At 30.7% G+C, this 15110-nt stretch carries 11 protein-coding genes; 5 read left to right on the forward strand and 6 right to left on the reverse strand.

What is annotated here, in order from left to right; translation table 11 throughout:
* The first annotated feature begins 55 nt into the window (after nt 1-55).
* Nucleotides 56-616 carry a Maf family nucleotide pyrophosphatase gene (locus A5893_RS04000; protein WP_082911310.1) on the forward strand — a complete coding sequence of 187 codons (561 nt, stop codon included), beginning with the start codon at nt 56-58 and terminating at the stop codon, nt 614-616.
* A 116-nt stretch (nt 617-732) separates the two neighbouring features.
* Nucleotides 733-3846 (forward strand): PAS domain S-box protein, encoded by a 3114-nt coding sequence (locus A5893_RS04005; protein WP_068821238.1) that lies wholly within the window; start codon nt 733-735, stop codon nt 3844-3846.
* A 40-nt stretch (nt 3847-3886) separates the two neighbouring features.
* On the opposite strand, the gene A5893_RS04010 is transcribed toward A5893_RS04005, so the two are convergent.
* Nucleotides 3887-5671: an AMP-dependent synthetase/ligase gene (locus A5893_RS04010; RefSeq protein ID WP_068821239.1), complete on the reverse strand. Its 1785-nt coding sequence runs from the start codon at nt 5669-5671 to the stop codon at nt 3887-3889.
* A gap of 313 nt (nt 5672-5984) precedes the next feature.
* Here A5893_RS04010 and A5893_RS04015 point away from each other — a divergent pair, with 313 nt between their 5' ends.
* A complete protein-coding gene (locus A5893_RS04015) occupies nt 5985-6443 on the forward strand; it encodes a hypothetical protein (RefSeq protein ID WP_068821240.1) in 459 nt (152 codons plus the stop codon).
* Nucleotides 6444-6522: 79 nt separating this feature from the next.
* Here the strand turns inward: A5893_RS04015 and A5893_RS04020 are convergent, their stop codons facing one another.
* The gene (locus A5893_RS04020; protein ID WP_068821241.1) at nt 6523-7986 is read right to left on the reverse strand and encodes an OmpP1/FadL family transporter; all 1464 of its coding nucleotides are present in this window, start codon (nt 7984-7986) and stop codon (nt 6523-6525) included.
* An 11-nt stretch (nt 7987-7997) separates the two neighbouring features.
* On the reverse strand, nt 7998-9044 hold the full coding sequence (locus A5893_RS04025) for a hypothetical protein (RefSeq protein ID WP_157687406.1): 1047 nt from the start codon (nt 9042-9044) through the stop codon (nt 7998-8000).
* Between the two features lie 97 nt (nt 9045-9141).
* On the opposite strand from A5893_RS04025, the gene proS reads away from it, so the two are divergent.
* Together proS and A5893_RS04035 are read left to right on the forward strand one after the other, a co-directional pair.
* Entirely contained in the window at nt 9142-10614 is a 1473-nt protein-coding gene (proS, locus tag A5893_RS04030; RefSeq protein WP_068821243.1) for a proline--tRNA ligase, read from the forward strand.
* Nucleotides 10615-10752: 138 nt separating this feature from the next.
* On the forward strand, nt 10753-11892 hold the full coding sequence (locus tag A5893_RS04035; protein WP_068821244.1) for a cystathionine gamma-synthase: 1140 nt from the start codon (nt 10753-10755) through the stop codon (nt 11890-11892).
* On the opposite strand, the gene A5893_RS04040 is transcribed toward A5893_RS04035, so the two are convergent.
* The 3 genes from A5893_RS04040 to recN form a co-directional block, all read right to left on the reverse strand.
* Nucleotides 11893-12396 (reverse strand): DUF4251 domain-containing protein, encoded by a 504-nt coding sequence (locus tag A5893_RS04040; protein ID WP_068821245.1) that lies wholly within the window; start codon nt 12394-12396, stop codon nt 11893-11895.
* Nucleotides 12397-12526: 130 nt separating this feature from the next.
* The gene (locus A5893_RS04045) at nt 12527-13345 is read right to left on the reverse strand and encodes an enoyl-ACP reductase FabI (protein ID WP_068821246.1); all 819 of its coding nucleotides are present in this window, start codon (nt 13343-13345) and stop codon (nt 12527-12529) included.
* A gap of 105 nt (nt 13346-13450) precedes the next feature.
* Nucleotides 13451-15106 (reverse strand): DNA repair protein RecN, encoded by a 1656-nt coding sequence (gene recN, locus A5893_RS04050; RefSeq protein WP_068821247.1) that lies wholly within the window; start codon nt 15104-15106, stop codon nt 13451-13453.
* Nucleotides 15107-15110 lie beyond the last annotated feature (4 nt).

Genomic DNA, 15110 nt, shown 5'->3' on the forward strand with positions numbered 1-15110 from the left:
TAGGTAACTATTGAAATTGAACTGATTTAAATCTGAATTTATAACTTTATCTATATTGAAGAAAAAAATATATCTAGCTTCAAAATCGCCTAGAAGGCAAGAATTATTAAAACTAATGGGTTTTGATTTTGAATTGTTATTAAAAGATGTTGATGAAAGTTATCCAAAGGATTTACCATTAATGGAGATTGCAGCTTACATTTCCCAAATTAAGTCAGATGCATTTGAGGTAAATATGGATGAAATAATTATTACTTCTGATACAGTTGTAATTATAAATAATGAATTACTTGGTAAACCTAAAGATAACAATGATGCCTTTCAAATGCTGAGTAAATTAAACGGAAATACACATTTGGTAGTTACGGCAGTAACTTTAAAATCAGTTGAAAAAACAAAAACTTTTTCCCAAACAACCAAAGTGACATTTTCTAATCTTTCTGATGAACAATTATGGTATTATATTTTGAATTTTAAGCCTTTTGACAAAGCGGGTGCATACGGAATTCAAGATTGGATTGGGATGGTAGGTGTTTCTTCTATAGATGGCTCTTATACAAATGTTATGGGTTTACCCACAGAACAGTTACATCAAGAATTATATTTATTTATGTAAGCAGAAAATATGATGTTATGTAAATACTACAAGTCATTGCTTTTGTTTAAATTGGTGTTATTTATTTGATAAAATTTATTAGTATCTATATTTAAATTTTTGCGTAAAAAAACGAGATGTTTAAATTTTTACATTCACAATTATTCAGGTATAAATCAGAAAGTTCTTCTGCACTTTATGGGATTATTGTGTTTTTATTTTTTTTAGTCATCACCCAAATAGTTTGCTATCAAAAATATCTGTTTACACTAACACAAAAAAACAATGAAATAGTCAAAATAGCTGAGGATAAAAAAAATGTTATTCAGTCTATATTGTTAGAGAATATATCTGTCAATAGATCCCTAGCTTACATTATTAAAACTTACGGTAAACCAAAAGACTTTAATCAAACTGCAAAAAGTCTGATTCCTTATGATAACATTATAGATTTAATTGAGCTTACGGATAAGTTTATAATTACGGATGTTTACCCCTATGAAGCCAATAAAAAGGTTATAAATTATAATCTATTTTCTGATGAGGCCCACAAATTAGAAGCTTTAAAAGCCATTAATAAAAATGATTTATATTTTGAAGGGCCAATAGAATTAATTCAAGGTGGTGTAGGTATTGTAGGAAGATATCCTTTTTTTGATAGTAATAAAAAATTTTTAGGATTTACCGTTGTGGTAATAAAACTTAAAAAATTATTAGATGCTGCAAATATTACAAACCAAAAAGAGAATCAATATTGGTTTGCACTTTCTAAGGATAATCCTGTAACAAATAAAGAGGAATTTTTTCTATCAAAAAAATCTGAATTTGAAAATAGCATTTATGCCAGAGTAAATATAGAATTAGGTGACTGGAAATTATATGTTAAATCTCAAAAGAATTTCACCTATTCATCTACATGGCCAAATATTTTATTTGGTGTTTTATTTTCACTTTTGTGTGGGTTTCTAGTTTGGCTTATTTTAAGACAACCAGAACGATTAGGAAACTTAGTGAGAAAAAAAGTTGTCGAATTAAAAAGACATCAATATTTATTATATCAAACACAAAAATTAGCTAAAATTGGAAGCTGGGAAATAGATATCTTAAATAAAAAAGTGATTTGGTCTGATACGCTAAAAGATATTCACGAAGTACCTTTAGAATATGAGCCTCAATATGATTACCTCACAGAATTTTATTCTCATTCTCAAAATAAAGAAGCGATTAAAGATTTTTTTATTAATGCTTTTTCTAACAAAACTCATTTTAATACCCAATTAGAAATTGTTACCAATAAGAACACAAAGAAGTGGGTATATGTTATTGGAGAGCCAGTTTTTGAAAATGGATTACTTGTAAAGTACATTGGTTCTACACAAGACGTAACCTCAGAAAAAAATGCCAGTCAAAAACATCAAAATTTATCTCAACAATTAAAAGAGATTGGCGCTTCCATTCCAGGAGTTATTTATCAATTAAAGAGAGATCACAATAAACAATTAAGTTTTGAATATATAAGTGACAGCTCATTTACATTTTTTGGTCTCTACCCATCAGAAATTTATAGTGATGATCAAAAATTCTTCAGTATAATTCATCCTGATGATAAGATTTTATTTTTTGATGAATTAAATAATTCTGCAAAAGAGTTAAGACAATACAATTTTACTTTTAGAATTTTAAAAAATCAAGAAACTTTATGGATAAATCTTAATGCAAAACCTTCTTTAAACGCTATTGGCGATACTTTTTGGAATGGAACTTTTATGGATGTTACCACAGTTCAAAATGCAGAAATGGAAATTTCTTATTTGGCAGGTTTATTAGAAAATATCACTGATGCAATCATTTCTACGGATGAAAACTTTGTAATTAAATCTTGGAATAAGGGAGCTGAGGTGATTTATGGCTGGCAAGCGAAGGAAGTGATAGGAAGAAAATTTCAAATGGTTATGAAAACCAAATACTATGCAGTAGATAGAAAAAATTTGAAGAAAGATTTTTTAAACGAAGGTGGTTTTATTGGGGAAGTTATACAATTAAACAAAAAAGGAGAAAGTGTAGAGATTTTAATGAGTTCTGTACTTCTTAAGAATAAACAAGGCAATATTACTGGTTCTGTTACTATAAATAAAAATATAGAAGATATTAAAAAATCTAAAAAAGATTCAGTTTATAAGACAAACTTAATTTCAGTCATTAATAAATTTAATAATGATCTTATCCAAAACAGCAATTGGCTAAAAGTATTAGGAAATTCTTTAGAAACAATTGGTGAAACTATCCAAATCAGCAGAATTTTTTATTATCAATTAAGTTGTAATAATGATGCGCTTGAAATACTAAATTGGGCTACTGAAGATGTTAAAAGAAGTTTTAACGAATATAAAATAATACCTAGTAAGGTAGTTTCAGAACTAATAAATTTAATGGATAAAAAATCATACTTAAATGATTTTACTGAAAACCTGGAGAATGGCGCTATTAAAGAAATTCTTCAGAATAAATCTATAAAGTCTGCATTAATTTTTCCTATAAAGGTTAATGAGTCTAATTTTGGTTTTTTGTGTATTGAGGATGTATTTAAACAAAGAGAATTTAGTGATGACGATATTGCATTTGTTAAAACCATATGCGATAATCTTTCTACAGCGATAGAAAAGTCTGATTACTTAAAGAAACTAAAATTTGCTTTTGATGAAAAAAATAGTATTCTAGAAAGTATTGGTGATGCTTTTTTTGCTGTTGATAAAAATTGGAATATTAATTATTTTAATAAAGTTGCAGAAAGATTGTTTAAAATAAGTAAGACAGAAATAATTAATAAAAATATTTGGGGTAACCTGTTTGATGAAAATGAGACTATTTTCTATCCTCATTTTAAGGTAGCTCTTGAAAAAAATCATTCTATTCATTTTGAAGCCTATTATGAAAAGCAAGATATTTGGATGGAAGTTAGTGTATATCCATCTGAGGTGGGTTTATCCATTTATTTAAAAGATATAACTGAACGTATCAATTACGTAAAAGCAATAGAGAAACAAAACCAGAATTTAAAAGAGATTTCATGGATGCAATCTCATGTTGTTAGAGCACCTTTAGCCAGATTAATGGGGCTTATCAATATAAAGGACATTATTATAGATGATGAAATGACAGAAGAAGAATTTTATAATTTGATCATGAAAAGCGCCAATGAATTAGACACTGCAATTAAAGAAATCACTAATAAGACCCAAATAGTTAATTAGTATTAAACTATCATTATCTGAGAGAGATATTATTGATTACTTAAATTACATGATGTTCATTAGCATCAACACTTGCATATATCCTTTCTATTATTTCTTTATTTTTGTTCATCACAACTTTTCTTTTTATACTAAGTTTAGGTGTAAGCTCGCCACCATCAATTGTGAATTCATTGGCTAATAAAGCAATCTTTTTTACTTGCTCCCAATGTCCAAAACCAACGTTAAGTTTACTTACTTCGTCCCAAATCTTCTCGCAAACTTTAACATTTTTTACAAGTTGTTCTGGTTCGGTCTCTATAATTCCGTTTCGTTTAGCCCATTCCTTTAAGTTATCAAAGTTTGGGACAATTAAGGCAGAAGGAAATTTCATGTTTTCTCCAACAATCATAATCTGTTCAATATAAACGGACTCTTTAAATTTATTTTCTAATACCTGTGGAGAAATGTATTTACCTCCAGCAGTTTTAAATACTTCTTTTTTTCTATCAGTAATAGCTAAAAACCCATCTTTAAGCTCTCCAATATCACCAGTATGAAACCAACCATCAACAATAGTTTCGGTGGTAGCATCAGGTCTTTTATAATATGCTTTGGTCACACTTGGACCTTTGACTAAAATTTCCCCATCCTCTGCAATTTTAACCTGTAGATTACCTAATACTTTACCAACTGTTCCAAATTTTGTTTGTCCAACAAAAGGTCCATTAACTGCAATTACTGGTGATGTTTCCGTTAAACCATATCCTTCTAAAACTTTTATGTTTGCACCCCAAAACACTCTTGCTAATCGTTCTTGCAAAGCTGCACCTCCAGATACTATACATAAAATTTCTCCTCCTAAAGCATCTCTCCATTTACTAAAGATAAGTTTACGGGCTATTTTCAACTGTATTTCATACCATAAGCCATTTTTGCCTTCAAGTTCATATTGATGCCCTAATTTTAATGCCCAGAAGAAAAGAGATTTTTTAACACCAGATAATTCATGACCTTTAGCAACAATTCTGTCATAAACTTTTTCTAACAATCTTGGTACGGTTGTAAAACAATGAGGCTTTACTTCTGCTAAGTTTGCAACAATGGTATCCATACTTTCTGCATAATAAACAGCTATCCCTAAATAGAAGTACATATAACAAACCATTCGTTCAAAAATATGTGATAATGGCAAAAAACTAAGTGCTCTTGTAATTTCCTTAGGATACATTGGTGCAGAAAACAGCACATTGCTTAATAAATTATCATGAGTAAGCATAACTCCCTTTGGAGTTCCGGTTGTTCCAGATGTGTAGATTAAAGTCAATAAATCATCTTTTGTAATTTTAGATTTATGGATTTCTAAATCTATATTGGCATTTTCCTCGCCTAAATTTTTTATTTCTTCCCAATATGGTAAACTTTTAATTTTATCAAAAGTGTAAATTTTCAAATCTAAATTAGATTCATTTTTTACATTTAAAATCTTATCATAAATCTGTTTAGATGAAACAAATATGATTTTGATTTCTGCATCATTTAAAATAAATTTAATATCATTTTCTGCTAGTGTTGGGTACATTGGCACTTGGGTAGCACCAATTTGCATAATTCCAAAATCACAAAAGTTCCACTCCGGTCTGTTTTCAGACATGATAGCAACTTTATCATTTTTAGCTATTTTTAATGATAATAAACCTCTACTAATTGCATTAGATGTTGATATAAATTCATCAATACTATACTTTTTCCAATCATTATCAATCTTTGTGGCTAAAATATCTGAGGTATTATAAAGCTCTTTATTGTACGAAAGCAAATCGAAAACTCTGCTTAATTTTTCCATTATATATTGGTTTTAGAAACTTATAATTGGTTGCTATAAGATACAAATTGATTTCTGAATCCTAAAGGTTTAAGCTCAAATTTATATAAATATGATGATAAAATGTACTGTATAATATTATTGCTGATTGGTTGTATTAATAATGGTCTACAACTTTTTTTCATGAATATTTTGATGATGTAAAAAGTTGATCTTTAAAGTTTTAATCCAATATCCTTAACTTGATCTTAAAAAATATCCCTATTAGTCTATTTATTTATTCCTTTTGGCATAAAATTGGTTCATTGCCACAATTAACAAACAATTAAAAATTATGAAAAAACTGATTTTATCTACGTTTGCTGTTATTTGTTTTAATATAACAGTTTCAGCACAAAGCAACTACAAGACTGGTTTGGGTTTAGGTCTAGATTTTGGAGACGGAGCAACTTATGTTGGACCTTCACTTAAACATTTTTTTAATGCAAATAGTGCAGGTCAGGCGGAAATATTATTTGCCAATGGTAGTACAAATATCAATGCATTGTATGAATATCATCAACAAATTAAAGGTGCAGAAGGATTACAATGGTATTTAGGAGTAGGCCCTGGAGTATACTTTTACAAAGGAGGTTCTGACTTCGCTATAAAACCTATGGCAGGGCTTGACTATAAAATTAGCCAGGCACCAATAAGTTTTACTTTTGATTGGAGACCTACGCTGTATTTCGGAAATATCGACACAGAATTTTTTCCAGGTAGATTTGGTTTAGGATTTAGATATACATTCTAAATTTTCCAAAATAAAAAAATCCTGTTTGATTAATTTCAAACAGGATTTTTTTTTGGTTTTTTTAACCTTATTTCAAAAGTTAAAACCGAACTCCAAACGTTAATGAAACATTGTTTCTTTTTGTGTTTAAATTTGTAGTGGGTTGGTTATTACCTGTTAAAACATAATTGCTATAAGTAGAGAAATCACTACTATTTACATAAGCCATATCTAAATAATAAGTTCCAAATCTATATCCAAAACCTGCAGAATAAGAGTTTACCGTATAATCTGAATTGTTTAAAGTTTTGTAAGGATTACCTAAACTCTGATAACCAGCTCTTAACAAAAACTTATCAGTCACTTTATATTCTGTACCAATATTATAATTGCTTACATTTTTAAATTGTGATTTTATATTTCTATTTGTTGTGATATCCGTTTGGGAATCTGAAGAGGAAAAATTAATGGTTGAATAGTCCTCATATCCAATATCAGCAGATATAAAACCTTTACTTCCAAAGAAATAGGCTAAACCACCATTAAATTTTAAGGGAGTTCTTAAACTGTAATCAAATGGATAGGAATCTGTCCCTTCAATTGGATCTAAATTATTATATAAGGTTTCAGAATAATTATCAGTTACAGAATACCAGGTAGGTGATTCAATTGAAACTCCTAATCTAAATTCTTTTGATGGGCGGACAATTGCGCCTAATTTTAAATTTATGCCAGAACCATTAGTGTCAAAATTACGAGTGTAATCAACATCATAATCAAAATCATTTGTGGTACCTGGTTGTCTAAATAATCCTACCTCATTTGTTTTTTCAATAGAACTATATCTAAAAGATGATAATCCTATAGAACCTCCTAAAAAGAATTGATTACTAATATTTGCTCCTAAAGAAAAATCCACGCTAGAACTTCCTCCTGTTCTATTTACTAATTGTAATTGATCTGCAGTTAAAGAAGTAATCGGATCATACACAGTAGTATTTGTTCCTCTATCGTTTATTAAAAATGAGTCATAAGCAGCCCCATTAACCTGAGAACCTAAATTAGCTTGAGATTGATTTTCAGATGTGGCTGTCTCTGCAAATAAATCACCTAAACCATTTTGGTTGGTTGTTAGTCCGTAATTAAAATCGTTTCTAAAACTACCTTTTTTTTGATACCCAATTCCAAAAGATAAGCTAATTAAGCCTTTATCTAAATCTTTAGTTTTGTATGTTTTAGTATTAAAAACAACTCCAACATTATTTAAATCTATATTACTACTTGTTGAACTGGTGTTAGATAAGGAAATATCATTGCTTCTTAACCTTAGAGATGGAGTAAAGCTAAATTCTGATTTTGTAAACATTCCGATACCTGCTGGATTTCCATATAACGAACTTAAATCTCCTCCAATTGCCGTTTTAGAACCTCCAAGTGCTTCAAATCTTGCAGTATTACTGTTTTGAAGTTGGGAAAATCTTAAGGCATCTCCCAAATATTGGGCGTAAGTTGATTGAGCAGCTATTACTATAATAGCTGCTAATATTATTTTTTTAAATTTCATTTGAATTACTTTTAATTGCCTCCTCTAGTTGGTCTTGGTGAAGAATTCCCACCTGATGAAGAACCAGAAGAAGACCTGCTGTTATCATTTGATGAAGATGGTGGAGGAGAAGGCGTTTCTACTCTTGATGGTCTACTACTAGGTTCAGATGTCCTTGAGTTATCTGTACTTCTTGTAGGAGTTGATGTTGGTCTGGTAGGTCTACTCGCTGGTTGCGAAATAGGTCTATTGTCTCTAGAATCATTAGAAGAACCACCTCTTGTTGGCCTTGAACTTGGTGTATAGGTACCATTTCCTCTACTATCTACGGTTCGTCCACCATTGCCTGGATAAGTTGCATCTGGTCTTGGTTGCCTAACTGGAGGAATTGGAATAGTTCTTCCTGAAGATCTATCATTATTATCATAACTTCCACGTGGACGAGGAGTTAAATTTCTAGTATTAATGTTATTACCGTAGTAACCATTGCCATAATAGCCATTACCACCATAATTATTTCCATAACCGCCAAAAAAACCAGGTTGATAATAAGAATAAATGCCCCAATATGGAGAATTACCATAATACGATCCGTAATAATTCCAGTTGTTGGTATTAAAATTATTCCAACCAAAATTATTGAAACCTAAGCCTAAACCTATACTCCAACCATTATTAAATCCATAATTATTAAAACCATAATTGTTATAGCCAAAATTATTGTAACCAAAATTGTTATAACCGTAACTAGGTCCAAAATAAGGATCGTAATTATATAAATTTTGTTGATAATAACGATCTCTCCAACTATAGTTGTTTAGGTCATAATTCAGTCTAGAATTATAGCCGTAATCATCATAATAGTAATCATCATTACGGTCGTAACCGTTTCTGTCATTATAATTACCATTTTTATAATCTTTCTGAGGTGCAGTGGCATAATCTATTTTTTTTGCAGTGACATCAGAAAAATAAACATCATCATTATTTTGTGAGGTAAATTTACTTGTAGAACAAGCACTTAGCAAAGTACCCAATGCTAATGATGCGAAAATAAGTGGTTTGTAATTACTTCTCATGGCTAATAGGTTTATAGGCTTAAGCTTTAATCTATTTAATTTATAACTTTGAGCCAATTATATTGTTTTAAAAATACAAAAATTATTCCAAATAAACATGAGCAAGGGCTTAACTAGCAGATCAGAAGATTATTCCCAGTGGTATAACGAATTAGTTACAAAAGCCGACTTAGCAGAGCATTCCTCTGTTAGAGGGTGTATGGTAATTAAACCATATGGATATTCCATTTGGGAGAAAATTCAAGCAGTACTAGATCAAAAATTTAAAGATACCGGTCATAGTAATGCTTATTTTCCACTTTTTATTCCAAAATCCTTCTTTACAAAAGAAGCATCTCATGTTGAGGGCTTCGCTACCGAATGTGCTGTGGTAACTCACTATCGTCTTAAAAACGATGGAAATGGAAATATTATTGTTGATGAAGACGCTAAATTGGAAGAAGAGTTAATAGTTCGCCCAACTTCAGAAACAATAATTTGGAATACTTACAAAGGATGGATTCAATCCTATCGTGATTTACCAATTTTAGTAAATCAGTGGGCAAATGTTGTACGTTGGGAAATGCGTACAAGATTATTTTTAAGAACCACAGAATTTCTTTGGCAGGAAGGACATACTGCTCATGCAACATCAGAAGAAGCGCAAGCAGAGACAGCCCAAATGTTAGATGTTTATGCAGACTTTGCAGAAAATTGGATGGCAATGCCAGTTGTAAAAGGAAAAAAAACAGCTAATGAGCGATTTGCAGGTGCATTAGATACATTATGTATTGAAGCTTTAATGCAAGATGGTAAAGCATTACAAGCAGGAACATCTCACTTTTTAGGTCAAAATTTCGCAAAAGCTTTTGATGTTAAGTTTGCTAACAAAGAAGGTAAATTAGAATATGTTTGGGCAACTTCATGGGGAGTTTCCACTCGTTTAATGGGCGCTCTAATTATGGCACATTCAGATGATCAAGGTTTGGTTTTACCTCCAAAGTTGGCTCCAATTCAGGTGGTAATCGTTCCGATTTATAAGAGTGATGAAGAGTTCGCTAAAATTTCTGAGCAGGTAGAAATCATTACAAAAGCATTAAAAGTAAAGGGCATTTCTTTTAAATATGACAATAGAGACACACAGCGCCCAGGTTTTAAATTTGCAGAGTATGAGTTAAAGGGAGTACCTGTAAGATTAGCATTTGGTGGCAGGGATTTAGAAAATAATACTATTGAAATGGCAAGACGTGATACACGTACCAAAGAAACTGTTTCTAGAGACGGGATTGCTGATGTGATAGAAAAATTATTAGAAGATATCCAACAAAATATTTACAAAAAATCATTTGATTTTAGGACTGAAAAAACCACTAAAGTTAATTCATATGATGAATTTAAAAAGGTTTTAGAAGAGAAGGGAGGCTTCATTTCAGCTCATTGGGATGGAACTCCAGAAACAGAATCTAAAATTAAAGAAGAAACAAAAGCTACTATTCGTTGTATTCCATTAAACAATGTACAGGAAGAAGGCATTTGTATGGTTACCGGAAAGCCTTCATCCCAAAGAGTACTTTTTGCATTGGCTTATTAATCTATGTTTAAATGAGGCCGTTTTAACAGGATATTCGCTATAGTTTATTTGTGAAATTATAACAAAAAAGCTGTCGCTAATATCTATAACGTAAACGACCATATCTTAAAATAATATTAAAACTTTAAAACTATCAAAATGAAATTCGCAACAAAAGCTATTCATGCCGGTCAAGAACCAGATCCAACTACAGGTGCTGTAATGACTCCAATTTATCAAACTTCTACTTATTGGCAAAAAACTCCTGGTGATAATAAAGGTTATGAATATTCTAGAGGAACAAATCCGACAAGAAAAGCTTTAGAAGATTGTTTGGCGGCTTTAGAAAACTGTAAATATGGTTTGGCTTTTTCTAGTGGAATGGGTGCTACAGACGCTGTAATGAAAATCTTGAAACCAGGCGATGAAGTAATTACAGGTAACGATTTATACGGTGGATCTTATCGTATTTTCACTAAGATTTTTGCAAATTATGGTATTAAATTTCATTTTATTGATTTAACCAAAGCAGAAAATATTAAGTCCTATATTAGTGAAAACACAAAAATGATTTGGGTAGAAACCCCAACCAATCCGATGATGCAAATTATTGATATTGAAGCGGTTTCGCATATTTCAAAAGCCCATAGTTTAACTTTAGTTGTTGATAATACTTTTGCTTCGCCTTATTTACAAAATCCAATTGATCAGGGTGCCGATATTGTGATGCATTCTGTTACAAAATATATTGGAGGTCATTCTGATGTTGTGATGGGAGCCTTATTAACAAATAATGAAGAGCTTTATAAGCAACTTTGGTTTATTTACAATGCTTGTGGTGCAACTCCAGGACCGCAAGATTCTTTTTTAGTTTTAAGGGGAATTAAAACTTTGCATTTAAGGATGAAAGCTCATTGCGAAAACGGAGAGAAAATAGCTCAGTTTTTAAGAACGCATCCAAAAATCGAAAAAATATATTGGCCAGGATTTTTAGATCATCCAAATCATGAAGTTGCTAAAAAACAAATGCGTGGTTTTGGTGGAATGATTTCTATTGTTTTAAAGGATGCAGATTTAGCCGAAACTTTTAGAATATCAGGTTCCTTTAAAGTTTGGACACTAGCCGAATCTTTAGGTGGAGTAGAATCATTAATTAATCACCCAGCTTCTATGACACACGGTTCTATCCCGAAAGAAGAAAGAGAAAAAGTAGGTGTAGTTGATAACCTTTTAAGATTAAGTGTTGGTGTGGAAGATGTAGATGATTTAATAGAAGATTTAAAAAATGCTTTAGGTTAATTATCTTTTCTCAATGTTTCCGGTAAAACTAATAGCATCGCGATTATTACTATTTACATTTAAGGTAGCATTACCGCTTTGTCCAATCATTAAATAAAGTGTTCTTGCCTTATCAGTATTTTTTGGAGAAATGGTAATTTGATATCCACCTTTGCTATCCACTGTCTTATCATAAGAAAAATCTGTACTTATAAATTGTATCCCATTATTTGTTGATCCATAAGGAGCTTGCTGTGCTACTCCAAAATATGGCAAGTAACAATTAATAGAATCTTTGCTTATTTTTAAAAAATAGGAATTATCTAATTGTCTTAATCTTTGTGAAATTAGACCTCCCCTTAAAGGATTAGCTTGTTGTGCAACAAATTTGAAGTCATTATTTTTTATTAAGCTATCTATTAAAGTTATCCTAGCTTGTTTTTCTTTTTGCGTAGCGCAAGAAGATAAAATGGTAAGGGATATAAATATTAAAATAAGGTATTTAAAAGAGAATAAATTTTTCATAATTGAAGTGTATAATTATGGAACGCTCAAAACCATATGAAAATTTTCAATCTAAAAAATCTTTGTAAAAAAAAGTCCGATGAAAATTATTTCCCATCGGACTTTTAAATTTTATCTTTTTTTTATTTACCTATTCTCCACCACCAATTTGATCCATCACTTCCATACTTACTCCGGTAGAAGAATATCCTCCATCATGGAAAAGATTTTGCATGGTAACCATTCTTGTTAAATCAGAAAATAAAGTAATGCAATAATCAGCACAAGATGCAGCATCTGCATTTCCCAATGGCGCAATTTTATCTGCAAAATCATAAAAATTATCAAAGCCTTTAATCCCAGATCCAGCAGTTGTACGAGTTGGAGATTGAGATACAGTATTGATTCTAACCTTTTTATCTACGCCGTAATGATAACCAAAACTGCGAGCAATAGACTCAAGCATTGCTTTTATATCAGCCATATCTGTATAAAAAGGATAAGTACGTTGTGCTGCCATATAGGTTAAAGCCACTACACTTCCGCCTTCGCTTATGGCATCTAATTTTTTTGCAACCGCTAACATTTTATGCAAAGACATTGCAGAAACGTCTATTCCTTTTGCAAAGTAATCGTAATTAGATTCTGTATATGGAATTTTTTTTCTGATGTTGACACTCATACCAATAGAATGTAAAACGAAATCGATTTTTCCACCTAAAATTTCTTGAGCTTCTGTAAAAAGTTTTGTTAAGTCTTCTACATTTGTAGCATCTGCAGGAATAATCTGAGAATTGGTTTTCTCTGCCAATGCATTAATTTCTCCCATTCGCATTGCGATTGGAGCATTAGTTAATACAAAAGTTGCACCCTCTTCATGTGCTTTTTCTGCAACTTTCCATGCTATTGAATTTGCATCTAGTGCGCCGGTAATAATTCCTCTTTTTCCTTTTAGTAAGTTGTATGCCATTGTATAATTAAGTATTTAGATAAAAGTCTCCAGAATCGAGATAGATTATCGGGTTTTAAAAATTTCGCTGTCTAAATTTGTTTCAAATATAAGTAAATGACTTATTTAATTGTATAATAATTCCCTGGCATTCTGCAAAGCAGATTCCTTTGGGTTTTCTCCACTTAACATTTTAGCTATTTCTAAAATTCGTTCATCTTCATTTAAACGTTTGATTTGAGTGTAAGTAAAATCATCTTTTGTAGCTTTATAAACAAAGTAGTGCGCTTTACCTTTACTTGCCATTTGTGGTAAATGTGTAATGGTAATTACTTGCATATTTTTGGCTAGCTCTTCCATTATAATTCCCACTCGGTTAGCAACTTCACCAGACACTCCTGTATCAATCTCATCAAAAATAATGGTTGGTAAAGCAGTTTTTTTAGCAATTAATGATTTAATACTCAACATTAAACGAGAAAGTTCTCCACCCGATGCTACCTTATTTAGTTCATTTAATTGATGTCCTTTATTGGCATTAAATAAGAACTTAATTTCATCATTCCCATCTTTATCCAAAACTAAAGCTGTCTTTTTTTCTATTTTTAGCTGAGAATTATTCATTCCAACTTCAGCTAAAGTTTCTAAAATATGTTTCTCTATTTGTGGGATTACTTTTGCTCTATTTTTACTTATTTTTTCAGCTTTTTGCTGAAGTTCTTTTTCCGATTTAGCTAATTCATTTTCTAATTTTTCTAAATCTTCATCTGCAAAAAGAATCTTATTCAATTTATCAGAAAGCTCATTCTTAAAATTAATAAGTTCTTCATTATTATTTAAACGATGTTTTTTTTGTAAAGAATAAAATAAACTTAAGCGCTCATTGATTTCATCTAATCTAGATTCATTAAAGGATGTGGCTTGTTCTAAAGTTTCTAACTCATCATTAATGTCTTTGATTTCTATAATCGCACTTTTTAATCTATCGGCGAAAGCCAATACGTTTGGCTGATATTTCTCTAAACTTTGGATTTGAGTTAACGCTTCCTTTAATTTTGGTAAAGCAGATTCTTCGCTATTATCTATTAAAAAATTAGCTCCCAACAAGTTTTTCTTAATTTCTTCCGAATGAGAAAGACTGTTTAATTCAATTTCCAGATTTTCTTGTTCGCCCTCATTTATAGATGCGGTTTCTAATTCATCAAATAAAAACTGATAATAATCCTGGTCTGCTTTTGCTTTGTCGGTATCTTCTTTTAAAGTTTTTAGCTTACGCTGATTTTTTTTATAACTCTGAAATTGATTCTTATACTCAATCAATAAATCCTGATGCTCAGCAACAACGTCTATCACCAAAAGCTGAAAATCTGCATTGTTAATTTCTAATGTTGCATGCTGAGAATGCACATCAATTAATTGCTGACCAAGATTTTTTAAAATACCTAATGTAACGGGTGTATCATTTATAAAAGCTCTAGATTTACCATCTAAAGCAATTTCACGACGCAAAACAGTTTCATTTTCGTAGTCTAAATCATTATCAATAAAGAAATCTTTTAATTGATATTCACCAATATTAAAAAAACCTTCAACAATACATTTCTTTTGTTGGTTAAAGAAATATTTTCCTTCTGCTCTTTGTCCTAAAATTAAACCTAAAGCACCTAAAACGATTGATTTTCCTGCTCCTGTTTCCCCAGTGATTACATTTAAATCGTTACCAAAACTGATGTCTAGATTATCTATTAAGGCATAATTTTTTATAAGTAATCTACTTAGCATATTT

Source organism: Pedobacter psychrophilus, from assembly GCF_001652725.1.
GTDB lineage: Bacteria > Bacteroidota > Bacteroidia > Sphingobacteriales > Sphingobacteriaceae > Pseudopedobacter > Pseudopedobacter psychrophilus.